General features: G+C 71.5%; 20 protein-coding genes and 1 pseudogene. 12 read left to right on the top strand and 9 right to left on the bottom strand.

The window, feature by feature from the left end; genetic code table 11:
- Positions 1 to 9 precede the first annotated feature (9 nt).
- Genes F1C76_16085 through F1C76_16075 form a run of 3 tightly spaced genes read left to right on the top strand, consistent with a single transcriptional unit; the run spans position 10 to position 2,656 of the window.
- Positions 10 to 810, top strand: coding sequence for an aldolase (locus F1C76_16085; protein QNG37900.1), 801 nt, complete (start codon positions 10 to 12; stop codon positions 808 to 810).
- On the top strand, positions 810 to 1,988 hold the full coding sequence (locus tag F1C76_16080; GenBank protein QNG37899.1) for a glycosyl hydrolase: 1,179 nt from the start codon (positions 810 to 812) through the stop codon (positions 1,986 to 1,988). The genes F1C76_16085 and F1C76_16080 overlap by 1 nt, the downstream gene beginning before the upstream one ends.
- On the top strand, positions 1,988 to 2,656 hold the full coding sequence (locus F1C76_16075) for an SDR family oxidoreductase (GenBank protein QNG37898.1): 669 nt from the start codon (positions 1,988 to 1,990) through the stop codon (positions 2,654 to 2,656). The genes F1C76_16080 and F1C76_16075 overlap by 1 nt, the downstream gene beginning before the upstream one ends.
- A gap of 4 nt (positions 2,657 to 2,660) precedes the next feature.
- On the opposite strand, the gene F1C76_16070 is transcribed toward F1C76_16075, so the two are convergent.
- The gene (locus tag F1C76_16070) at positions 2,661 to 3,839 is read right to left on the bottom strand and encodes an acyl-CoA dehydrogenase (protein ID QNG37897.1); all 1,179 of its coding nucleotides are present in this window, start codon (positions 3,837 to 3,839) and stop codon (positions 2,661 to 2,663) included.
- 418 nt (positions 3,840 to 4,257) lie between these two features.
- Between F1C76_16070 and purT the strand changes: the two genes are divergently transcribed.
- Entirely contained in the window at positions 4,258 to 5,448 is a 1,191-nt protein-coding gene (purT, locus tag F1C76_16065) for a formate-dependent phosphoribosylglycinamide formyltransferase (protein ID QNG37896.1), read from the top strand.
- On the opposite strand, the gene F1C76_16060 is transcribed toward purT, so the two are convergent.
- Both F1C76_16060 and F1C76_16055 read right to left on the bottom strand, forming a co-directional pair.
- Positions 5,449 to 6,528: a winged helix DNA-binding domain-containing protein gene (locus tag F1C76_16060; protein ID QNG37895.1), complete on the bottom strand. Its 1,080-nt coding sequence runs from the start codon at positions 6,526 to 6,528 to the stop codon at positions 5,449 to 5,451.
- A gap of 55 nt (positions 6,529 to 6,583) precedes the next feature.
- On the bottom strand, positions 6,584 to 7,228 hold the full coding sequence (locus F1C76_16055; GenBank protein QNG37894.1) for a TetR family transcriptional regulator: 645 nt from the start codon (positions 7,226 to 7,228) through the stop codon (positions 6,584 to 6,586).
- Positions 7,229 to 7,268: 40 nt separating this feature from the next.
- On the opposite strand from F1C76_16055, the gene F1C76_16050 reads away from it, so the two are divergent.
- From F1C76_16050 to F1C76_16040, 3 genes are all read left to right on the top strand, one after another.
- Positions 7,269 to 8,096: a mycofactocin-coupled SDR family oxidoreductase gene (locus tag F1C76_16050; protein QNG37893.1), complete on the top strand. Its 828-nt coding sequence runs from the start codon at positions 7,269 to 7,271 to the stop codon at positions 8,094 to 8,096.
- A 29-nt stretch (positions 8,097 to 8,125) separates the two neighbouring features.
- Entirely contained in the window at positions 8,126 to 8,980 is an 855-nt protein-coding gene (locus F1C76_16045; protein QNG37892.1) for a mycofactocin-coupled SDR family oxidoreductase, read from the top strand.
- Positions 8,981 to 9,081: 101 nt separating this feature from the next.
- Positions 9,082 to 10,323: a DUF2786 domain-containing protein gene (locus tag F1C76_16040; protein ID QNG37891.1), complete on the top strand. Its 1,242-nt coding sequence runs from the start codon at positions 9,082 to 9,084 to the stop codon at positions 10,321 to 10,323.
- On the opposite strand, the gene F1C76_16035 is transcribed toward F1C76_16040, so the two are convergent.
- The gene (locus F1C76_16035; GenBank protein ID QNG37890.1) at positions 10,306 to 11,202 is read right to left on the bottom strand and encodes an ABC transporter substrate-binding protein; all 897 of its coding nucleotides are present in this window, start codon (positions 11,200 to 11,202) and stop codon (positions 10,306 to 10,308) included. The two genes, F1C76_16040 and F1C76_16035, sit on opposite strands and share 18 nt — an antisense overlap.
- Positions 11,203 to 11,232: 30 nt before the next feature.
- Between F1C76_16035 and F1C76_16030 the strand changes: the two genes are divergently transcribed.
- The gene (locus F1C76_16030) at positions 11,233 to 11,631 is read left to right on the top strand and encodes a TIGR03618 family F420-dependent PPOX class oxidoreductase (GenBank protein QNG37889.1); all 399 of its coding nucleotides are present in this window, start codon (positions 11,233 to 11,235) and stop codon (positions 11,629 to 11,631) included.
- A 15-nt stretch (positions 11,632 to 11,646) separates the two neighbouring features.
- On the opposite strand, the gene F1C76_16025 is transcribed toward F1C76_16030, so the two are convergent.
- Positions 11,647 to 12,438, bottom strand: coding sequence for a hypothetical protein (locus tag F1C76_16025; GenBank protein QNG37888.1), 792 nt, complete (start codon positions 12,436 to 12,438; stop codon positions 11,647 to 11,649).
- A gap of 123 nt (positions 12,439 to 12,561) precedes the next feature.
- Between F1C76_16025 and F1C76_16020 the strand changes: the two genes are divergently transcribed.
- The gene (locus tag F1C76_16020) at positions 12,562 to 12,972 is read left to right on the top strand and encodes a hypothetical protein (protein QNG37887.1); all 411 of its coding nucleotides are present in this window, start codon (positions 12,562 to 12,564) and stop codon (positions 12,970 to 12,972) included.
- Positions 12,973 to 12,976: 4 nt separating this feature from the next.
- On the opposite strand, the pseudogene F1C76_16015 reads toward F1C76_16020, so the two are convergent.
- From F1C76_16015 to F1C76_16005, 3 genes and pseudogenes are all read right to left on the bottom strand, one after another.
- A pseudogene (locus F1C76_16015) lies at positions 12,977 to 13,411 on the bottom strand (RNA methyltransferase).
- 184 nt (positions 13,412 to 13,595) lie between these two features.
- Positions 13,596 to 14,798, bottom strand: coding sequence for a DUF222 domain-containing protein (locus F1C76_16010; GenBank protein ID QNG37886.1), 1,203 nt, complete (start codon positions 14,796 to 14,798; stop codon positions 13,596 to 13,598).
- 119 nt (positions 14,799 to 14,917) lie between these two features.
- Positions 14,918 to 16,015: an SDR family oxidoreductase gene (locus tag F1C76_16005; GenBank protein QNG37885.1), complete on the bottom strand. Its 1,098-nt coding sequence runs from the start codon at positions 16,013 to 16,015 to the stop codon at positions 14,918 to 14,920.
- Positions 16,016 to 16,077: 62 nt separating this feature from the next.
- Between F1C76_16005 and F1C76_16000 the strand changes: the two genes are divergently transcribed.
- The 3 genes from F1C76_16000 (at position 16,078) to F1C76_15990 (ending at position 19,747) form a co-directional block, all read left to right on the top strand.
- Positions 16,078 to 16,275 (top strand): hypothetical protein, encoded by a 198-nt coding sequence (locus F1C76_16000; GenBank protein ID QNG37884.1) that lies wholly within the window; start codon positions 16,078 to 16,080, stop codon positions 16,273 to 16,275.
- 1,179 nt (positions 16,276 to 17,454) lie between these two features.
- Positions 17,455 to 18,720, top strand: a complete 1,266-nt coding sequence (locus tag F1C76_15995; protein ID QNG37883.1) for an ATP-binding protein — start codon at positions 17,455 to 17,457, stop codon at positions 18,718 to 18,720.
- 130 nt (positions 18,721 to 18,850) lie between these two features.
- On the top strand, positions 18,851 to 19,747 hold the full coding sequence (locus F1C76_15990; GenBank protein QNG37882.1) for a hypothetical protein: 897 nt from the start codon (positions 18,851 to 18,853) through the stop codon (positions 19,745 to 19,747).
- A gap of 362 nt (positions 19,748 to 20,109) precedes the next feature.
- Here F1C76_15990 and F1C76_15985 read toward each other — a convergent pair whose 3' ends face one another.
- A complete protein-coding gene (locus F1C76_15985) occupies positions 20,110 to 21,567 on the bottom strand; it encodes an MFS transporter (GenBank protein ID QNG37881.1) in 1,458 nt (485 codons plus the stop codon).
- Positions 21,568 to 21,583: the final 16 nt, after the last annotated feature.

Below are 21,583 nucleotides of genomic sequence, written 5' to 3'. Positions count from 1 at the left end.
GAGCCCGAGTTGACCCGCCACACCGACCTGACCACCGCGATCCGCGCCCGCGAGCGCGTCCTGGGCTACTGGATCACCCTGGACTCCCCCGTCTCCACCGAACGGATCGCCCGCACCGGCTGGGACTACGTCGCCCTGGACGCCCAGCACGGCCTGTTCTCCTACGAGGGCATGCTGCGCGGGATCACCGCCGTCGACGCCGTCGGCGGGGTCGCCTGGGTGCGCGTGGAGGCCAACGACCCGACCTACATCGGCAAGGCGCTGGACGCCGGGGCCTCCGGGGTGATCGTGCCGCTGGTGGACGACGCCGCCCAGGCCGCCGCCGCCGTGGCCGCCGCCAAGTACCCCCCGCTCGGACGACGCAGCTACGGCCCGATGCGCTCTGCGCTGCGGGTCGGCCCGACGCCGGCCGACAGCAACGACACCACGCTGGTGTTCGCCATGATCGAGACCCCCGAGGGCCTGGCGAACGTGGCCGAGATCTGCGCGACCCCGGGCCTGGACGGCGTCTACGTCGGCCCGTCGGACCTGTGCCTCGCCGTGGGCGGCGCGTTCCCGAACGACCCGGCCGTCGCCGATGTGTTCGAGGCAGCCCTGGTGACCGTGCGCGAGGCCGCCGCCGCCGCGGGCGTCGCCGCCGGCATCCACACCGCCGCGGGCTCGCAGGCCGCCCGGCGACTGGCCGAGGGCTACACCTTCGCCACCGTCTCCTCCGACCTGACCCACCTCGAGCAGGCCGCCGCCGGGCACCTCGCCGCGGCCCGCTCGAACGAGGCCGCCTCCTCCGCCGACGCCGGATCGGGGTACTGATGACCACTGCTCAGCTGGTCCGCGACGGCGTCCTCCGGGACGCCGGACCCGGACGCCGCGACGCGTTCCTGCCGAGCACGACCGTGCAGGTGCACGCGGCCAACCTGATGACGCTGCCCGACGGCAGGCTGGGCTGCGTGTGGTTCGGCGGCACCCAGGAGGGCGTCCCGGACATCTCGATCTGGTTCTCCCGGCTGGTCGACGACACCTGGACACCGGCCGAGCAGCTGTCCGACGACGGCGCCCGGTCCGAGCAGAACCCCGTGCTCTTCCCCGCCCCGGACGGCTCGCTCTGGCTGCTGTGGACCGCCCAGCACGCCGGCGACCAGGACTCCGCCGAGGTGCGCTGCCGGGTGTCGCCGGACTCCGGTGCGACCTGGGGTGAGACCCGCACGCTGTTCCCGGCGACGTCGACCGGCGGCGTCTTCGTCCGCCAACCCGTCGTGGTGCTGCCCTCGGGCCGCTGGCTGCTGCCGGTGTTCTCCTGCGTCACCGTGCCCGGGCAGAAGTGGGTGGGCGACGTGGACACCAGCTCGGTGATGGTCTCCGACGACGCCGGGGCCACCTGGCGCGAGGTCGCCGTCCCGGCGTCGACCGGCTGCGTGCACATGGACGTCGTCCCGGTCGAGGGCGGACTGGCTGCCTTCTACCGGAGTCGCTGGGCCGACTGGGTGTACCGCTCCACGTCCGCCGACGACGGGGACACCTGGACCGCGCCGGTGCCCACCGAGCTGCCCAACAACAACAGCTCGATCCAGGTGACCGCCCTGGCCGACGGCCGGTTGGCGATGGTGCTGAACCCGACCCAGGCCGGCCCGGACACCCCGCGTCGGCTGTCGCTCTACGACGAGATCGACGACTCCGGGCTGGCGTCGGAGCAGAGCGCTGCCGAGCCGGTCGTGGACGACGGCGAGCGGCACGCGTTCTGGGGCACCCCGCGGGCGCCGATGACGTTGGCGCTGTCCGCCGACGGCGGGGTGACCTGGCCGGACCGCCGGGACGTGGGGACCGGCGACGGGTACTGCCTGTCCAACAACAGCCGCGACGGGGTGAACCGGGAGCTGTCCTACCCCTCGGTGCACCAGACCCCCGACGGGGCGCTGCACCTGGCGTTCACCTACCACCGAACGGCGATCGAGCACGTCGTCGTCACCCCGGACTGGGTGACCGCGGGCTGATGCACGCCCTCGTCACCGGCGTCAGCTCCGGCATCGGCGCCGCCGTCGTCGACCGGCTGCTCGCCGACGGCTGGTCGGTCACCGGGGTCAGCCGCACCGCCCCCGAGCCCCGCCCCGGGCTGACCTGGCTGCGCGCCGACCTTGCCGAGGTCGAGGCCGTGCCGGGTCTGCTCGCCGAGATCGGACCGCTGGACGCCGTGGTGCACTCAGCCGGCGTCCAGCGGTCTGCCCCGCTGGGCACGCTGTCCCTGGCCGACGGCGCGCTGATGTGGCGGCTGCACGTGGACGCGGCGACCGCCGTCGTGGACAGCGTGGTGGACCGGGTGGTCGACGGTGGGCGGGTGGTGCTGATGGGCAGCCGCACCGCGGTCGGGGTGGCCGGCAAGAGCCAGTACGCCGCGACCAAGGCCGCGCTGGTCGGGCTGGCCCGGTCCTGGGCGATCGAGCTGGCGCCCCGGCGGATCACGGTCAACGTGGTGGCCCCGGGCCCGACCGAGACCCCGATGCTGCTGGACCCCGGCCGGGCGGCCACCCCGCCGAAGGCACCTCCGCTGGGCCGCTTCGTCCGCCCGGCCGAGGTGGCCGGGCTGACCGCGTTCCTGCTGGGCCCCGAGGGCGGGATGGTCACCGGCCAGCAGCTCGTCGTCTGCGGCGGCGCGTCCCTCTGAGTGCTCAGACGAAGGCGCTGAGACCGGTGATCGAGCGGCCGACGATGAGGGTGTTCATCTCGCGGGTGCCCTCGTAGGAGTAGAGCGCCTCGGCGTCGTTGAAGTACCGGATGACGTTGTTCTCCAGCACGATCCCGTTGCCCCCGAAGAGCTCGCGGGCCATGGCCACGGTCTCCCGGCCGCGGGCGGTCACGTAGCTCTTGGCCAGTGCGGCCTGGTCGTCGCGCAGGTCGTCGGTCTCCTGCAGCTGGGCGATCCGGACGACCATGCCGAGCGAGGCGGTCACGTTGCCCAGCATCTTGGCCAACAGGTCCTGGATGAGCTGGAAGCTGCCGATCGGCTTGCCGAACTGGACGCGCTCCTTGGCGTAGGCCACCGCGTACTCGTAGGCCCCCATCTGGCAGCCCACCCCGGACCAGGCGACCCCGCCACGGGTGACCTTGAGGACCTTGTTGACGTCCTTGAAGGTGTTGCCGCCCTCGAGCTTGTGGTCGGCGGGGATGCGGCAGTCGGTGAACACGAGGTCGGCGTTCTGCACGGTGCGCAGCGCGAACTTGTCCTCGATCTTCGAGGCGGTGAACCCCGGGGTGCCCTTGTCGACGACGAAGGTCTTCACCGCGTCGTCGGCCTCGTCGCGGGCGAAGACGATGACGTGGTCGGCGAAGGTGCCGTTGCCGATCCAGCGCTTGGCGCCGTTGAGCACCCACTCGTCGCCGTCGCGGCGGGCGGTGGTGCGCAGCCCGCGGGCGACGTCGGAACCGCCCTCGGGCTCGGTCAGCGCGAACGCGCCGATCTTGGTCATCGCCATCATCTCGGGGATCCAGCGCTGCCGCTGCTCCTCCGAGCCCAGGATCATGATCGAGCCCATGGCCAGGCCGTTGTGCACCCCGAGGAAGGTCGCGATCGAGGGGTCGACGCGGGCCAGCTCGAGGGCCTGGAAGCCGCCGTACATCTTCGACGCCGGCACCCGCCCGTCCCACTCGTAGGCGCGGCCGACGGCATCGATGGCGGCGAACTCCGGGATGAGGTCCATCGGGAACTCCGCCGCGGCCCAGGCCTCGTTCACCCGGGGCGTCACCTTCTCGGCGAGGAACTGCCGCAGGGTCAGCAGCTCCTTGCGCTCCTGGTCGGACAGCAGGGTCTCGTAGCCGAAGAAGTCCCCGGTCAACAGGTCAGCGGTCATGGTGCAGCACTCCTCGGTGACGACGGCGTCTTCTTCGATCGTCCGCTTGTTACCCGCCGGTAGCCACTCCACCCGCCCCTGGCCCGGGTGACCTTCCCCCCAGGCTGCGCGGCCATAGCCCACCGATCCCGGGAGACCGCGTGCGCCTCGCGCAGGGTCTGCTGCTGGGGGTGGCGATCGGCTGGGTCGTCGCCGCTGCATCGACACCTCGGGCCGCTTCCGGGCCCGCGACCCGGCCCCCGACGTGCTGCCCCGGGCGCTGGAGCGGCCCGACCGGCTGCGGTCCGGGGTCGGCGAGGTGCTCCTCACCGTGAGCGACAGCTACGGCTCGGCCGGGGCGAGGGTGTGGTCGAGCCCGGACGGCACCGTGCTCCGGGCCGAGATCGGGTGAGCCCGGCCCGCCACTAACCTCGCCCCCATGGTCTCCCTGGGCACCCCGCTGTCTCCCTCGGCCACCCGCGTGATGCTCCTGGGCAGCGGTGAGCTGGCCAAGGAGGTGCTCATCGCGCTGCAGCGGCTGGGCGTGGAGACCATCGCGGTCGACCGGTACGAGCACGCGCCGGGCCACCAGGTCGCCCACCACGAGCGGACGATCACGATGAGCGACCCCGCCCAGCTGCGGGCGCTGATCGAGGCCGAGCGGCCCGACGTCGTGGTCCCGGAGATCGAGGCCATCGCCACCCCGACGCTGGTGGAGCTGGAGGCCGAGGGCGTGCGGGTGGTGCCCACCGCCCGCGCGGCCCGGCTGACCATGGACCGGGAGGGCATCCGGCGGCTGGCCGCGGAGACCCTGGGCCTGCCGACCAGCCCCTACCGGTTCTGCGACTCCCTGGACGAGCTGCGCGCCGGCGCCGACGCCGTGGGGTTCCCGTGCGTGGTCAAGCCGGTGATGAGCTCCTCGGGCAAGGGGCAGAGCACGCTGCGCACCGAGGCAGACGTCGAGCGCGCCTGGGACCACGCGATGGCCGGGAGCCGGGTCGCCGGCACCCGGGTGATCGTCGAGGGGTTCGTCGACTTCGACTACGAGATCACCCTGCTGACCGTCCGCTCGCTGCGCGACGGTGAGCCGGTCACCGACTTCTGTGCCCCGATCGGACACCGCCAGGAGTCCGGGGACTACGTGGAGAGCTGGCAGCCCCAGCCGATGTCGGAGGTCGCGCTGACCCGGGCCCGGGAGATCGCCGCCGCGGTGACCGACGACCTCGGTGGCCTGGGCCTGTTCGGGGTCGAGCTGTTCGTCCGCGGGGACGAGGTGTGGTTCTCCGAGGTCAGCCCGCGTCCGCACGACACCGGGATGGTCACGATGACCACCCAGTGGCAGAACGAGTTCGAGCTGCACGCCCGCGCCCTGCTCGGCCTGCCGGTGGACACCACGCTGCGCACCACCGGGGCATCGGCCGTCGTCTACGGCGGGGTCGAGGCCACCGGCATCGTGTTCGACGGCGTGGACGAGGCCCTGGCCGTGCCGGGCGTCGACGTCCGGCTGTTCGGCAAGCCGGAGAGCTTCACCCGGCGGCGGATGGGGGTCGCGCTGGCCCGCGGCGAGGACGTCGACACCGCCCGGGCGACGGCCCGCGAGGCCGCCGGCAGGATCCGCCCGCACGCCTGATCACCCCTCCCCGCGGAAGGGCAGCACCGCCGCGGCGGCCTCCCGGTGGCGCACGCGGGCCCGGACGCCGGGGAAGGGGTCGACCGTGACCCCCGCCTGCCCCCGGGTGACGACCCGCTTCCAGGTACCGACCACCTCGCCGTCCTCGACCAGGGTCGGGAAGAAGACGCCGTTCATCCCCGGCACCACCCGCTCGAAGAACCGCGGGGCCAGCACCGGCGACCGGTCGGTGTAGCCGAGCACCCACTCGTCGAAGCCGGACAGGGCGCGGACGCCGTCGGGCACGGGGTCCGGAGGCTCGCCCAGCGTCCAGTACGAGGCGCCCCCGCAGGTCACCTCGGTCAGCTCGTCACGCACGGCGGCGAACCCGGCCCGGACCTCGGTGAGCGTGAGCTTGGTCCACCAGGCGAGGTCCCGCTCCGTCGCCGGCCCGTGCCCGGCCAGGTGGCGGCGGACCACCTCGGCTACCGCGGCCGACCGGTCGGTCGGCGGCTCCCCCGGGGCCCACTCGTCGAGGAGCACGAAGCCCTGTGCGGGCCCACCGGGCAGCTCCCCGAGCGGGGGCCCGAGCACGAGGAGGCCGTCGTGGGCCAGTCGGCCGATCAGGTGCACGCCGCGCTGACCGGCGGTGTCGATCCCGGCGTCGACGAACGTGGCCACCAGGTCGGCCCGACCCAGCCCACCCGCTGCCGAGGTCCCGGCCAGTGCCACCTGCGCGGCGTCGGCGGCCCGGGCGCAGTCGTGGTCGGTGAGCCCGAGCTGCCGGTGTCGCGGTGTCGACTCGGCGACTTGTCGATGCGCGGTCAGCCACAGCAGCAGGCGCAGGTCGGCCGGAGCGAGGGTGAAGAGCGTGCCGCGCATCGGCCACGACCGGACGACCTCACCGGCAGCGAACGCCGCCCACACGTCCTGCACCGTCCCACCCGCCAGCCGGGCGCCCACCGCCCACTCGGCCTGCCGGAGGTCCTGGGACTGCAGCGCGAACAGGCCCCGCACCACGTCGGCGACACCACCCAGCGGCCGGGTGAGGCCCTGGCCGGCCAGCCGCATCCGACGCAGGGTCGGGGTGTCGACGTCCATGCAGCCTCCCGGGTCGGTGGGCGGCGACCGTAGCGGGGAGATCCGACAGAACCGCTCAGAGGTCGGGGACCAGCAGTTCCGCAGCCCGGGTCAGCACCTCGCCGAGGTCGCTGTCGGGGTGGGCGATCCAGTGCTCGTGCGCGGCCAGTGACGCGGCCAGCGCGGCGTGGCCGACGGCCACCGGCACCACGTCGTCCGCGGGCAGTCCGAGCCGCCGGGCGGTGAAGTCCGCCGCAGCAGCCCGCCAGGCGTCGAAGGTGGTGTGCGCGTACGCCCGCAACGCCGGGACCTCGAGGATGAGCTGCGCCCGCTGGCGGGCCCAGACCTCGTCCCCCGGCGCCACGGCGAGGGCGGCGACCACCCCGCGGCGCACCGCGGCAGCGACCGGCTCGTCGGCCGGCGCGGCATCCAGGGCCGCACGCAGCCGGGCGACGTCGGCCGGGGACTCCAGGAAGAGCACGTCGGCCTTCGTGGCGAAGTACCGGAAGAAGGTCCGTCGGCCGATGCCCGCGGCCGCAGCGACGTCGTCGATGCTGGTCCGTTCGTACCCGCGGGAGAGGAAGAGGTCCTGCGCGACCCCGGCCAGCTCGTGCGCCGACGTGGCCGCCGGCCGTCCGCCGCGTTCCCCCGTGGTCACGCTCCGATGGTGCCGCACCGGTCGGTGGGAACGATCCCCTTCCGTTGTGACACCCAGTGCCATAACCTGCGACCCAGATCACACACCGAGGAGAGGAACCGACATGGGTCGCATGGACGGGAAGGTCGTCTTCGTCACCGGAGCCGCCCGCGGGCAGGGCCGCAGCCACGCGCTGCGACTGGCCCAGGAGGGCGCCGACGTCATCGCCGTCGACGCCTGCCGGCAGATCGAGACCACGCCCTACCCCACCGCGACCCCCGAGGACCTCGCGGAGACCGTCCGCCAGGTCGAGGCGCTGGACCGCCGGATCGTGGCCAGCCAGGTCGACGTCCGCGACCTCGACGGCCTCACGAAGGCCGTCGCGGACGGCGTGGCCCAGCTGGGCCGGCTCGACGTCGTGCTCGCCAACGCCGGCATCTCCACCCCCGCGTCCACGCTGGACATGGACGAGGAGACCTGGCAGACGATGATCGACGTCAACCTGACCGGCGTCTGGAAGACGGTCAAGGCGGCGGTCCCGCACGTCATCGCCGGCGGGCGCGGCGGCTCGGTGGTCATCACCAGCTCGCTGGCCGCGATCTACGCCAACCCGAACACCGCGCACTACTCCGCGGCCAAGGCGGGCCTGGTCATGTTCGCGAAGGTGCTGGCCAAGGAGCTGGCCCCGCAGAGCATCCGGGTCAACACGATCCACCCGACGACGGTGGCCACCGACATGATCCTCAACGAGCCCACCTACAAGCTCTTCCGCCCCGACCTGGAGCACCCGACCCGGGCGGACTTCGAGGAGGCGGCGCTGACGCTGAACAAGCTGCCGATCCCGGCCGTCGAGGCCGTCGACATCTCCAACGCCGTCCTCTACCTCGTCTCCGACGACGGCCGCTACGTCACCGGCACCACCCACGTGGTGGACGCCGGCGGCCAGCTCTGACCCACCCCACCCACCAGGAGGAGAACAACATGGGACTGCTCGACGGCAAGGTCGCCCTGATCACCGGCGGCGCACGCGGCCAGGGCCGGGCGCACGCACTGGTCTCGGCGAAGGAGGGCGCCGACGTCGTCCTGGTCGACATGGCCGACCAGATCGCCAGCGTGCCCTACCGGATGGCCACCCAGGACGACCTCGCGGAGACCGTCCGCCAGGTCGAGGCGCTGGACCGGCGCGCGATCGCGGTCACCGCCGACGTGCGTTCGCAACAGCAGATGGACGACGCCGTGAGCCGCGGCATCGCCGAGTTCGGGAAGATCGACATCCTCATCGCCAACGCCGGCATCTGGACCCAGGCCCCGTTCTGGGAGATCACCGACGAGGCGTGGGAGGACATGATCGGCACCAACCTGACCGGCGTCTGGAAGTCGGCCAAGGCGATCGCCCCGCACATGATCGAACGCGGCAGCGGCTCGATCGTGATCACGTCGTCGGTGAACGGGTTGGAGCCGGGACCGGACTACGCGCACTACGTGTCCAGCAAGCACGGCGTGATCGGGCTGATGAAGAACATCGCGCTGGAGCTGGCCCCGCACGGGATCCGCTGCAACTCCATCAACCCGGGGGCGATCAAGACGCCGATGACCGACCACCAGGGTGCGTGGGACATGTTCGCCGGGCACGAGGGCGGCACCGAGGCGGACATGCTGGAGGGCGGGTACCACTTCCACGCGCTCAAGGGCATGACGTTCCTGTCGCCGGAGGTCATCGCGAACACCGCGCTGTACCTGAACTCCGAGCTGGCGGCGGCCGTCACCGGCGTGACCATCCCGGTGGACGCCGGCCACATGCTGCTGACCGGGTTCAACCAGGCGCCGGTGAAGTAGTCGGTCCCGACGACGGCCCGGGTGTCCACAGCCCGGGCCGTCGTCCACAGACCCGCCCCGCGGGGTGTCCGGTGTCGGACCCGACGGGCAGGCTGACCGGCATGCGCACCCCGTGGCGGACCTCCCGCCGTCCTCCCGAGGACGACCCGTCGGTCGTGTTCGCCCACGCCGTCGGGGCCGCACGACAGCAGGACGTCCCGGTCGAGGTGCTCGACGCGCTGACCACGGCTCTCGCCGGGCTCTCCCCCGACCTGGACCTGCCCGAGGTGCCCGGCTCCCTGGCCGATGCGGTCACGACGCTCTACGGCCGGGGGTGGCAGCCCTCCGACGTCGCCCACGTCGCGCGGCGCCGGCTCAGCCAGCGGGCCGGCAAGCTCGCCGCTGCCGTGGTCACCGCGGAGGCCTCGTCCAGCGGTGCGGCCCGGCGGGCGCCCCGCGAGTGGGTCGACCAGCTCGACGCACTGGGGACGACGACGGGTCTGCCCGGCTGGTGGCGCTCCACCGGGGTCGAGCCGGCCACCGCCTGGCGGGACGTCGTCCGGTTGCTCGCGCTGCTGCTGCAGCTCCCGGCGCTGGAGCAGCTCCTGCCCACCCCGGCCGGCTGGCCGCAGCGCCGTGTCGAGGGCGCGGCCGTGCCGGCCGGGCCGGTGGACGAGAAGGTCCTGGGCCGGGTGCGCGGGCTGCTGGCGAAGGCCGAGCGCACCGAGTTCCCCGAGGAGGCCGACGCGCTCACCGCGAAGGCCCAGCAGCTGATGAGCCGGCACGCCATCGACGCCGCGGTCCTGGCCGACCGTCGGCCGGCCGGTGCCGAGGCGGGGGTGGTCGCCCGCCGCCTGCACCTGGACGACCCGTACGCCAAGCCGAAGGCACACCTCCTGCAGGCGGTCGCCACGGCCAACGGCGCCCGGGTGGTGCTGCTGCCCGACCTGGGCATCGCCACGGTCGTGGGGCAGCCGGTCGACCTCGAGCTGGTCGACCTGCTCTTCACCTCGCTGCTGCTGCAGGCCACCCGCGCACTGGCCGACGCGACCCGGGGCGGGAGTGCCCACACCCGGGCGGCGGTGTTCCGACGCGGCTTCCTCTACTCCTACGCGACCCGGGTGGGCGAGCGGCTGACCGAGGCCCGGGAGCGGGCCACCCGGGAGGCGGCCGGGGAGTACGGGTCGGCGCTGGTGCCGGTGCTGGCCCGGCGAGAGGAGGCGGTCGCCGAACGGGTCGAGGAGCTGTTCCCGCGGTTGCGGGTCAGGCGTGGGCGCACCGTCGACCCGGCCGGCTGGCACGCCGGCCGGCAGGCCGCCGACCGGGCCGACCTGGGGTCGGGACGGTCACCGCTGCGCGGGTGAGCCGGCGACCAGGGCCACCGCGGCCGACGCCGGCACGGCGCCGGGGTGCAGCACCGAGGCGATCGCCTCGACCCCGTCCACCAGTCGCGGTCCGGGCCGGACGACGAGCCCGTCGGCGTCGATCGCCCACACGGTGCGTCCGGGCAGGTGCGCGGCGACCTCCCGGGCCTGCTCGACTGCAGCCTCGAGCCCGAACCCGCACGGCGCCACCAGCACGACCTCGGGGTCCCCGGCCTCCATCGCGTCCCAGGTGGTCGGCACGCTGCGGGTGCCGGCGACCGCGCCCACGGGCTCCCCGCCTGCGGCGGTGACCAGGTCGGGCACCCAGTGCCCGGCGGTGAACGGCGGGTCCACCCACTCGACCACGGCGACGCGGGGTCGCGGGCGTCCTGCGACGGCACGGGCCACGGCGGCCAACCGGGCCCGGAGTGCGTCGGCGACCTCGGCGGCACGGTCCGGGACGCCCGCCCGGGCACCGACCGCGGTGATCGTGGCCAGCACGTCGTCCAGGGTGTGCGGGTCGAGGGTGAGCACGTCGGCCGTCGTCCCCAGGTGGGCGAGGGCGTCGGTGACCGCACCGGCGGGCAGCGCGCAGACCTGGCAGAGGTCCTGGGTGATGACGAGGTCGGGGGCGAGCTCGGCCAGCGCACCGGCGTGCAGCGTGTAGAGGTCCTCCCCGGCAGCCACGCGGGCCCGGACGGCGGCGTCGATCTCCCCCGGGGACAGCCCGACGGTGTCCAGCCCGCCCACGACGACGCCCGCGCGCTCTCGGATCCCCGGCGGCTGGTCGCACTCGAAGCTGACCCCGACCAGGTCACCGGACAACCCGAGCGCGTCGACGATCTCGGTGGCGGACGGGAGGAGCGAGACCAGGCGCACCACCCCACGGTAGGTGCGTAGCGTCGACTCATGGACCTGCCTGCCGGACTGCTCGAGCTGCTCCGCTCCCCCGCGCCCTGCTTCATCGCGACGCTGATGCCCGACGGCGGGCCGCAGATGACCGAGACGTGGGTGACCACCGACGACGCGGGCCGGATCGTCATCAACACCGTCGCCGGGTTCCAGAAGGTGAAGAACATGGAGCGCGACCCGCGGGTGGCGCTGAACATCGCCGACCCACAGGCCCCGGCCCGCTACTACGGGGTCCGCGGTCGGGTCGTCGACATCACCGCCGACGGCGCGGTCGAGCACATCGAGGCACTGGCGCAGAAGTACCTGGGCGGGCCCTACCCCTGGTACGGCGGACGCGACCAGCAGCGGCTGATCCTCACCATCGAGGCCGACACGGTCCACTCCCCCCAGGGCTGAGCACCGCGCCTGATCTCAGCTGGAGGCGTGCACGGTCGAGACGAGGTCCCCGCAGCTGATCCGGGTGGCGGAGGCGACCGCCGGACCGGTGGGGTCCCCGGCGACGTCGATCGTGTCGCTGGCGCCGTTGGTGGCCGTCGTCCCGTCGAGGAGGACGGCGGTGCGGGTGATGCTGACGGGCTGACCGTCCGCGTCCTGGTCCAGCTGCAGTCCGACCAGCTCGGTGCTCGGCTCGCCGGCCACCCGGGAGCACCCGACACCGGTGCCGCCGGTCCCGGTGAGGTCGAAGGTGTACTGCGAGCCCTGCACGTTCAGCGCCGGGACCATCGCACACACGGAGACGGAGAACAGGCTGGCCGTCCGGCCGTCGGACACGATGGCGGCGATGGTGCCGGCCCCGTCGACGTCGGCGATGAGCATCTGCCGGCTGACGGGGCTCGCCGAGCTGTAGTCGGCCGAGAACGTCGCCCCGCTCGCCGTGGTGACGCCGACGACCACGACGGCGGTGGAGGTGTTCCCCTCCAGCCAGGCGGTGTCGGCGCGCCCGTCACCGTCGACATCCAGGGTGGGTGCGCTGGCGGCGTCGGCGGGAACCCCGTTCCCGACGGGCGCGCAGCCCGTGCCGGACGTCACCGGTGCCGAGGCCGCCGTGCTGGTGCTGGTCACCGGGGCGGCGGCACCGGTGGACGCGGCGGCCGCCGTGGTGGTCGCGGCCGGAGCTGCCGTGCTCTCGTCACCTCCGGTGCACCCTGCGAGCAGGCTGACTGCGGCCGCCAGGGCCAGCACCACGAACGACCTCGACCTCATCCGCCCCCCTGCTCCGCTGTCCACCGCCAGGATCGGTCCGAGGCCTGGGAGACAGCTGTCAGGGCGCTGCGGGGGTCCGGCCACCGTCGGACGGCGGTAGGTTCCGCGCGTCGTCGTCCCGTCGTGGAGATCCCCGTGCTCGGTCGCAACTCCTTCACCGCCGCCGAGATCGACGCGGCCCGCACCGACGTCGCCGGTCAGCTGGCGACCTTCCGCGCCGTGCCTGCCGGCCCGGAGCGCGACGCCCTGGAGCCCCGCTTCGCCTCGGCGGTGCTGCTGGCCCTGGACCGCCGGTTCGTGCACCGCACCCGAGGACTGGCCGGGAAGAAGGGCACCCCGCTCAACGAACTGGAGCTGGTCACCGACGGCCTGATGTGCGATGGGCAGCTGCCGGCCAGCACGGTGGCGAGGTACGACGCCGCGACCGCCGTACTGGGTCTGGCGGTGGGCTCGGAGATCGCCCCGTCCGCAGACGACGTCGAGGCCCTCACCGCCGCCGTGCTGGCCGAGCTGGAGGAGACCTCTGCCGGCTGACCGGTCACACGAGGCCGGCCAGCCGGTAGAGCACCAGGGACCCGGCGACGGCGACGTTCAGGCTGGAGCCGATGCCGACCATCGGGATCTCCACTGCGAGGTCGACCAGGGCCAGCGCGTCGGCCGGGATGCCGGTCTGCTCATGGCCGAGCACGACGACGGTCCGCCGCCGGGCGGCGGGCAGGTCGCCGAGCCGCACCGACTCGTCGGTGAGCTCGACGCCGACGACGTGCGAGTCCGCTGCACGTTGCCGGACCAGCCAGGTGAGCTGGTCGCCGGTTCAGTGCACGCAGGTCGGTCGGCGCAGCGTGTTGCCTCGGGCCAGCGCCTCCGGCACCCACGGCAGCTTCGGGACGGCCAGGCAGGCACCGACCGCGTCGGTGGTGCGCAGCAGCGTGCCGAGGTTGACGCCGTGCAGGGGCCACAGCGGGGCGACCACCAGGTGGTCCCAGCAGGGATGCGATCCGGGCCGGCGCTGACGGCGGAGCTCGCGGGGTGGGGTGAGCCGCGGGCCGGTCACCGGCGCGCGGGGGTGCTCTCCGGGTTCATCGGGACGGCGCTTCGCGGCGCGCCGGGGCCATCGTCGAGGGACGTGCAGGTGGGGAGCGTAGCCGCGCCTGGGCTCAGACCAGCAGGGGTTCGTGGACGATCTCGGTGCCGTCGGGGCGCCAGGTGCGCCATCGTCCACCGGGTTCTCGCCCGACCTCGAAGCCGTGGTGCACCTGCGTGTGGTGCAGTTCGCAGAGCAGGGCCGAGTTCTCCAGCGAGGTCGCGCCGCCGTTGATCCAGTGCACGAGGTGGTGGACGTCGGCCCAGTGGTGCGGAGCGGTGCACCCGGCGAAGACGCAGCCCTTGTCCCGTTGCACGACCGCCCGTCGCAGCGCCGCATTGACCACCCGGTGCTCGCGGCCGAGGTCGAGCGGGGCGCCGTCAGGCCCCATCACCACCCGGGAGACCGTGGCATCGCAGGCCAGCCACCGAGCCCGTGCCGCCGAGATGACGGCGCCGAAGCCGGTGGTCGACGTCCCGGCGCCGGTGGCCGGGTCGACGAGGTCGCCGATGCCGATGGTGACGACGACGTGCGGCTTCACCGTCCGCAGCAGTGGCAGGTCGCCCGCCGCGAGCTGGTTGTCGCACAGCTGCACCAGCGCGTCGGCGTTCTGCTGGGTGCGGGTGCGCAGGTCGCCCTTCGGGCGGTTGGCCTGGACGATCGACTCGATCGCGGCGCGCACCTTCTCCCCGCCGACGGCGTCGAGGTCGAACCGGCCGGTGACGGTACCGTCGGCGTGCTGGGCGATCGACAGCCGACGCTCCTCGGTGGGGTCGGGCTCGGCGCCGTCGGGGTCGAGGGCGTCCGCGAACGCCCGGACGGCAACGGTGAGCGTCTGGTGCGTCTCTTCGACGGCGACAGCGGTCCACGCCTCGTCGAACGGCGCGAGGTCGATGCCCTGCTCGTCGGCCCGGGCGCGCTCGGACTCCCCGACCGCGGAGGCGACGACGTCGAACTGGGCCGCGGTCACCGCGCCGGCCGCGAACCCCGCAGCCAGGGCCGGGAGGTGCTCGAGGGCGCGGCCCGACCGCACGATCCGCTGCGCCTCGCCGGCGGACAACCGGACGTGCCCGATGAGCCAGGACCTCATGGACCGGAGCCCGTCGTGCTCGGCAGCCTGGGTGAGCTCGGCGTGCCGAACGGTGCGGGTGACCTCCGCGTCCAACCGGTTGCGTGCGGCGACGAGCAGCGCCGTCCGGTCCAGGGTCTGGCCGCTCGTCAGGTCGTGCAGGTCCTCGCCGAGGAGGCCGTCGAGAGCCGATTGCAGTTCGCTCAAGACGACCTCCTCGCTCTTCGAACGTGTGTTCGAAGTTTACCGCGCGAGGCGGTGCCCGACAACCCGTATGCCCAGGTCAGACGCCTGTTCGTACGGTCATGGGGCCGTCACGCGCCAGGTCAGGGCAGGACGCCGTCCGCCCGGTAGCGGTCGAAGAGGCGGTAGAAGGAGTCCTCGGTGCGCACGTACCCGGTGAAGCCCAGCAGCCGGGACTTGCTCATGTCGGCGAGCACCTCGATGTCGCGACCGAGGTCGGAGTCGGTGTGCCACCAGGAGGCCACCCGGGACAGGTCGGGCTCGACCAGCCCGTGCTCGGCGACCACGCGGGCCCACACCGGCTCGGCGTCGGCCATCTGCTCCTCGAGGGGCCGCGGCGCCTCGGAGAAGCCGACCGGCTCGACGTCCAGGGCGGTGGCGAGCTTGGGCCACATCCAGCGCCAGCGGAAGACGTCGCCGTTGACCACGTTGAAGGCCTCGTCGGCCGCGGCCTCGGTGGTGGAGGCCCAGATCATGTGGTCGGCGAGCAGGCCGGCGTCGGTCATGTCGACCAGGGAGTTCCACTGCGTCTCCGAGCCGGGGAACACGAACGGACGCCCGTCGGCGCGGCAGATCGCGGCGTAGGCGGCCAGCGTCGAGCCCATGTTCATGGCGTTACCGACGGCGTGCCCGATGACGGTGTGCGAGCGGTGCACGCTCCAGGTGAAGCCCTGCTCGGCGGCCGCGGCGAAGAGCGCGTCCTCCTGGGCGTAGTAGAAGTTCTCCACCGGGAGACGCTCGGCGTCCTCGTGGAACGGGGTGTCGGGCATCTCGCCCTGCGCGTAGGCCTCGAAGGGCCCGAGGTAGTGCTTGAGCCCGGTGACCAGCGCGACGTGCCGGACGCTGCGGCCCGGGGCCAGCGCAGCCAGCAGGTCGGCGACCATGGCCTTGTTGACGACGATGTTCTCTGCCTCGGTGTCCTGCTTGGACCAGGCGCAGAAGAACACGTGGGTGGGCCGCAGCTCGCCCAGCGCGGCGGCCAGGGACTCGGCGGAGCGCAGGTCAGCCCTGACGTGCCGGGCGGTGGAGCCCTCGATGGGGTTGCGGGAGAGTCCGGAGACCTCCCAGCCGCCGGCGGTCAGCTTCTCGACCAGCGCGCTGCCGGTGATGCCGCTGGCGCCGACCACGAGGGCGTGCGCGCCGAGGAAGGGCGGGGTGGGTGCGTTCTGCTCGATGCTCATCGACAGGGGCAGCACCCCTCGGCGTCGCCCTGTTCCGCCGCGCGGGCTGGGATGCTGGCCACATGGAGATGTTGCGCCGACTGCAGACCGAACGACCCGTCGTGTTCTGGATCGTCCTGCTGGTGGGCTTCTGGGTCGCCTTCCGGCTGCTGATCTTCGTGGCCGAGCTGATCCTGGGCCCGTTCGGCCTGCCCGGCTGGGCGCCGCTGGCGCTGGTCCTCGTCGGTCTCGTCGTGGTCGCCCGCCGACAGAACCGCTGAGGAACGACGAAGGCCGCTCTCCCGGTGGGAGAGCGGCCTGTCGTGATGGGTGGAGCTGAGGGGACTCGAACCCCTGACCCCCACACTGCCAGGCCGACCTGACGGCGTTCACCGACGTCCGTCGGGATCCGAAACGCCTGGTGAGCAGCGGGTTCGCCGCTTCGCCGGACGCCAACGAACAAGCGCGAACCAAGATCGACATGAGCCAACTGCAACCAGAACTGCCACCAAGAAGGCCTCCCGTTAGCTTGGCTGATTAGTAGTCGGCAGGACCGGCCCCATCGCGGTTCGTCGCCGTGAGCACTGGCCGAGCTAGCGCGACGACGTGCCCCTGGCGGGCCGGCGGAGCGACGTCCGGAGAGGGGCCATAGCCTCACAGCCAAGGAGTCAACCGGACCTAGGTAGTCCCCCCAACACGCGGACCACCTGAGCCGGCCCTGTCGTCTCACCGCGCTCGATGCGGACGAGCCGGTTTCGGGCCTCCATCTGCACTCGGTCTCACATCTCCCCGTTGCACGTCGACGCTCTCACGCCGCACCTACCGTCGAACAAGTAAGGGACTCCACCCATCTCGGAGTACCTGCAGCGGGAGTTGTCAGCCGCGCTGTCCCAGCGGGCGCCTCGAGGTGGTCGACGGAACCGCTGGCACCATCACCATTTCCATCTCCGCCATCACCACTGCGGCTATGAGCTTCGACATCGGTCGCTACGACTTGGAGATTGTTCCTAGCGAACCGGAAGCGCAGGGGATTCTTCAGGGCAGCAGAGTACGTCTCAGCACCGAGGAGGCGTACTACATGCCTGAAACTATAGAAACGACCCAGGCGCGACCGTCGTCATGACTGGTGATGAACAGATTGACGTAATCGCCATCGCTAGACAGTGCCCTCCCGGGGCCGCCTCTAACCTTGTCACGAACGTCGCCGGAAGGCAGGCATTGTCGAACTCGACCAGGGTGATGTCGGTCTAGGGAACGTCAACCTCAGCGGTTTCAGGAACGGCGACATCCTGTGGCGTAGCCGGTCAAGTCGCTTGGGGCGCCAGCTGACATCTACGTCTAGACCGCTACCAACATCTGGCAGCGGACAGCCAGCGCCACCTTGTAGTCCGCTCGATTAGCTAACGCCAAACCCTCATGAGCTTCTGAGTTTTGTCGGTCCGTCTCGCTATCCTCGCTGGGTGACCCTTCCGACCTCTGATCGTCCGCGGTGGACCCCCAAGTCTGAAGCAGACATCGAGCGCGCGATCGCAGACGACATCCTCGAAGAGACGCACTGGTGGGACGCCAAGCAGCAGCTCAACACCGGGAAGCCAGCCAACCGTGGGCTGGCAGCTGACCTAGCTGCCTTCTCAGTCGATGGCGGCTCGATCCTCATCGGGCTGCACGAGGACAAGTCGACGGGCAAATTCTCGCTCGCACCGCAGCCCACCCTCGGCGTGCCCGAGAAGATCGAGAGTATCGCTGCCTCGGCCGTCGATCCGCCGCTGTACATCGAGACGACGGCTATCGCTTCTGCCGCTGACGCAACGCTCGGATACATCGTCGTGGAGATACCGCCCAGCCCTCGTGCCCCGCATCAGGTCGACGGGACTTACTACGGTCGGGGCGACAAGAAGAACGTTTACCTGTCGGACGGCGAGGTTCAACGACTCCATCAACGTCGGGAGTCTGTAACCAACCGCATCCGGCTGCTGCTCGACCGGGAGATCGCTCGTGACCCGATCCCACCTGCTGACCGTCAGACCGGCCACGTCTACCTAGTTGCCGAGCCGATGGCCGCGCCCCCAGGCGTCGCCGTGCCCTTCCTTCGTCGACCGGGCATTGAGGACTGGATCCGGCAGGTGACGATGGTTGAGCGCCTGTCGTCGATGACCCAGCGGGAGGTGGGCATCGCACCGAGCCCGCCCTACCTACAAAGCGTCGAACGCCGCGGCGGTGCAATGGCGAACGTCGCTCGGAGCTTGGCGCACAGTGGCCGGCAGCTGAACCCGGAGATCGCTGAGAGGGATCAGGAGCCGGGACTGCTCGACGTCGAGTTCCTCGAATCGGGTGGCCTGCGCGTTCTTGTCGGCCGCGCCACGAAGGAGGGCCGCAATGGCCGCTGGTACGTCATCGACGTCATGATCGTGCTGTACGCCCGCCGGCTGCTCGACTGGGTACGCAAGTACGGCCAGGCCATCGGCTTCCGGGGCACCTGGGCCTTAGGTCTACATGTCGACAAGTTGGCCGGTGGCACGTCGAGCGCCTTCATAGACGAGACGGACTTCTACAGCCCCACGAGGTACTCCTCGCCCTCGTACGAAGCTGCGACGACTGCAACCACGCAGGAACTGACCGGACAGCCTTGGGACGTGGGGCACCGGCTCGCGGAGGGCTTGGTCTGGTCGCTCGGGAGCTATGAGCGGGTGAAGCACCACCTGGAGCCACCAACCCCGCTGAGCTAGTCAATCCGGGCCGAAGGGTTCTCCCAAACACTCGGTTGGCCACCGAACTGTCCCTTATCGAAAGTGCCCTGCGACTCACACCGGCGTGAGTTGGCACCAGTCAAGTTTTGCTAACGAGGGAGCCACCCACATGACCTACCAGGTACTGATGGTTCAAGTGCTGATCGCATCCCCCGGCGACACAGGGGCCGCGAGGACGGTCATTCGTACCGCCATCGAAGACTGGAACGCACTTAACAGCGAGGCAACCAAGATCGCCTTTCAGCCGCGCCTGTGGGAGCGCGACGTCCTTCCCGGCGTTGGCGCGCACCCTCAAGCGATCATCAACCAGCAGCTGGTCGACAAGGCTGATGTCCTGATCGGCACGTTCTGGACCCGGCTCGGGACGGCAACCGAGACAGACGCATCTGGTACCGCCGAAGAGATCCGTCGCTCTCACGACGCCAGGAAGCCGACACTCATCTACTTCTCCAGCCAGCCCGTGGTTCCCGGCAGCGTTGACCCTGAGCAGTACGCCCGCCTGCTGAAATTCCAAGAGGAACTGAAGAGTCGTTCGATCTATGACTCGTATGACAGCGAGGCTGAGCTGAGCCGGAAGGTCACCGCGCACCTGACGCTGATCGCCCGCGAGTATTTCGCCAAGGATGTGTCGGCGTTCAGCGTTGTGACTTCCACGCCGCGCACGGTCCCCCGAGCTAACCCCATCGGATCGGCCCGATCTGAGCGCGAGATGACGGGCGTCGACAACAAGGGCAAGCCGAAGTTCTCGACCAGGTACCACTTCGTTATCACCAACCAGGGGACCGCGGCAGCCGAGAACCTCATCTTTGAGTTCGTACCGCTGGCGGAAGGTGATGATCCACCAGAGCCCTACAACATCACCCCGGTTAGTCGCCTCGCCCCCGGCGGCAGCCTGAGCTGGTCCTTGATGGCGCACATGGGGAGCGCCTTCCAGTGGGACGCCATCATCCGCTGGGAAGAGGATGGCAACCCCTACGAGGAGACGCAGACGGTGCGGCTGAACTAGTCGTCGAACATGCTCTTGTCCTGCGTCCGCAGCTTGGGCCGGCTGGCCTGGATCTAGGGCACCAAGGTCAACGGCATCTTCGGCCGCATGTCACGTAGCAGGTCGTAAACCGCGATCACCTGCACCCGCGGAAACCGCTGTCCCGTGGCCGGCAGGGTGTACGTGCCCCCGTGATTGACCGCATCCTGCACGCCCGCGTCGGTCCAGCCATCTGATGAGGATGCCCGCGGCCGAGCAGCACCGAGAACACCGATGCCCGCCCCGTCAGCACCTGCCTGAGGGCGCTGACCTGATCACCTGCACCGACGTCGATCTCGACACCGCCCCTCCATGCTCCGACGAGCGCGCCCGGCCAGACCCGGTCAGTGGTCCTCAGTGGCGCGGGAGTCGGTGAGGGTGAGTGCGCCGTAGGTGGCGACCAGGCAGACGACCCCGGCCAGCACCAGGTAGGTGGTCCGTTCACCGCTGAAGAAGGAGTGGACGAGGTCGGAGGTCCAGACACCGGCGGGCAGCCTGGAGGTGACCAGGGCGGCGATCATGGTGCCGACGACGGCGGTCCCCAGACTGGAGCCGACTTCCTGGGCGGTGTCGTTCAGGGCAGCACCGATGGACGTGCGGTTCGCCGGCATCGCCTGGACCAGAGCAACGGCGCAGATCGTCATGATCGTGCGCAGACCCACGGTCAGGACGACCATCGCCACTGCGATGGCGGTGTAGCCGTGCTCGACGCCCCATGCCATGCCCAGCAGGGACACCACGAGCAGCGCGGAACCGATCAGGCACGCGATGCGGTGGCCGAACCGAGCCGCCAGCCACTCGGAGAGCGGGGTGGCGGCGATCATCGTGATGATCAGGGGCAGGTTGGCCAGGCCGGCCCGCACCGGGCTCCAGCCGTAGGCGTACTGGAAGTGCAGGATCAGCCCGAACATGACGCTGGCCATCGTGATGGACGCGGCCATCTGCGTGATGGCCGCGCCGCGGGCGGGCCCTGAGGCGAACAGGCGCAGGTCGAGCATCGGGAACTCGGTCGCGCGCTCGTGCCGGACGAACCAGGTGCCGGCGGCGAGGGCGCCCAAAGCCGAGACGATGGTGATCAGGGACAGCCAGCCGTGCTCGACACCGCTGGTGAGGGTGTAGCAGCCGAGGCCGATCGCGGCGATCGTGAGCACGGCGCCGGGCAGGTCCAGCGGGTCCGAGGTCAGGTCCTCCCGACGGTCGGCGGGCACGCCCAGGCGTACGCCGACCCACGCGATGAGCGCGATCGGGGCGTTGACCACGAGCAGCCAGGTCCAGCTCACGTGTGCCAGGGCGGTGCCGCCCAGCAGCGGACCGAGCACGAAGCCGGACATGCCGACGATCATCACGACGGTGATGGCGCGCATGCGCAGCTTCTCGTCGTCGAAGAGCCGGAAGATCAGTGACATGGTGACTGGCGCCATCGCCGCGGCAGCCAGACCGAGGGCGGCCCGCAGGGCGATCAGCTCCCCCGCAGTGGAGACGAAGACGACGGCGAGGCTGATGACGCCGAAGGCGGCGAGCCCGGTCAACAGCACCCGTCGGCGTCCCAGCCGGTCGGCGGCCGAGCCGGCTGTGAGCAGCAGCCCCCCGAAGGTCAAGGAGTAGGCCCCGGTGACCCACTGCAGGGCGGTGGTGCCGCTGCCCAGGTCCCGGCCGATGGTCGGCAGTGCGATGGTCAGGAGCGTGTTGTCGACCATCTCGACGAAGAACGCGAGGCAGAGGGCGGCGAGCGGGAGAGCAGCCGCCCGCAGCGACGTGTGCGTGGGTGCGGTGGTGCTCGTACTGGTGTCTGTGGTGGCCATGCCACACCTCCGGGAG

Source organism: Geodermatophilaceae bacterium NBWT11, assembly GCA_014218215.1.
Lineage (GTDB): Bacteria > Actinomycetota > Actinomycetes > Mycobacteriales > Geodermatophilaceae > Klenkia.
This window is presented reverse-complemented; position numbering and strand designations above follow the sequence as displayed.

Coding starts and splice junctions, on each gene's coding strand:
- F1C76_15985 (QNG37881.1), bottom strand. CDS start 21,567: ATGGCCACCACAGACACCAGTACGAGCACCACCGCACCCACGCACACG.
- purT (QNG37896.1), top strand. CDS start 4,258: ATGGTCTCCCTGGGCACCCCGCTGTCTCCCTCGGCCACCCGCGTGATG.
- F1C76_15990 (QNG37882.1), top strand. CDS start 18,851: ATGACCTACCAGGTACTGATGGTTCAAGTGCTGATCGCATCCCCCGGC.
- F1C76_16050 (QNG37893.1), top strand. CDS start 7,269: ATGGGTCGCATGGACGGGAAGGTCGTCTTCGTCACCGGAGCCGCCCGC.
- F1C76_16055 (QNG37894.1), bottom strand. CDS start 7,228: ATGGCACTGGGTGTCACAACGGAAGGGGATCGTTCCCACCGACCGGTG.
- F1C76_16030 (QNG37889.1), top strand. CDS start 11,233: ATGGACCTGCCTGCCGGACTGCTCGAGCTGCTCCGCTCCCCCGCGCCC.
- F1C76_16070 (QNG37897.1), bottom strand. CDS start 3,839: ATGACCGCTGACCTGTTGACCGGGGACTTCTTCGGCTACGAGACCCTG.
- F1C76_16060 (QNG37895.1), bottom strand. CDS start 6,528: ATGGACGTCGACACCCCGACCCTGCGTCGGATGCGGCTGGCCGGCCAG.
- F1C76_16025 (QNG37888.1), bottom strand. CDS start 12,438: ATGAGGTCGAGGTCGTTCGTGGTGCTGGCCCTGGCGGCCGCAGTCAGC.
- F1C76_16080 (QNG37899.1), top strand. CDS start 810: ATGACCACTGCTCAGCTGGTCCGCGACGGCGTCCTCCGGGACGCCGGA.
- F1C76_16005 (QNG37885.1), bottom strand. CDS start 16,015: ATGAGCATCGAGCAGAACGCACCCACCCCGCCCTTCCTCGGCGCGCAC.
- F1C76_16000 (QNG37884.1), top strand. CDS start 16,078: ATGGAGATGTTGCGCCGACTGCAGACCGAACGACCCGTCGTGTTCTGG.
- F1C76_16040 (QNG37891.1), top strand. CDS start 9,082: ATGCGCACCCCGTGGCGGACCTCCCGCCGTCCTCCCGAGGACGACCCG.
- F1C76_16075 (QNG37898.1), top strand. CDS start 1,988: ATGCACGCCCTCGTCACCGGCGTCAGCTCCGGCATCGGCGCCGCCGTC.
- F1C76_16045 (QNG37892.1), top strand. CDS start 8,126: ATGGGACTGCTCGACGGCAAGGTCGCCCTGATCACCGGCGGCGCACGC.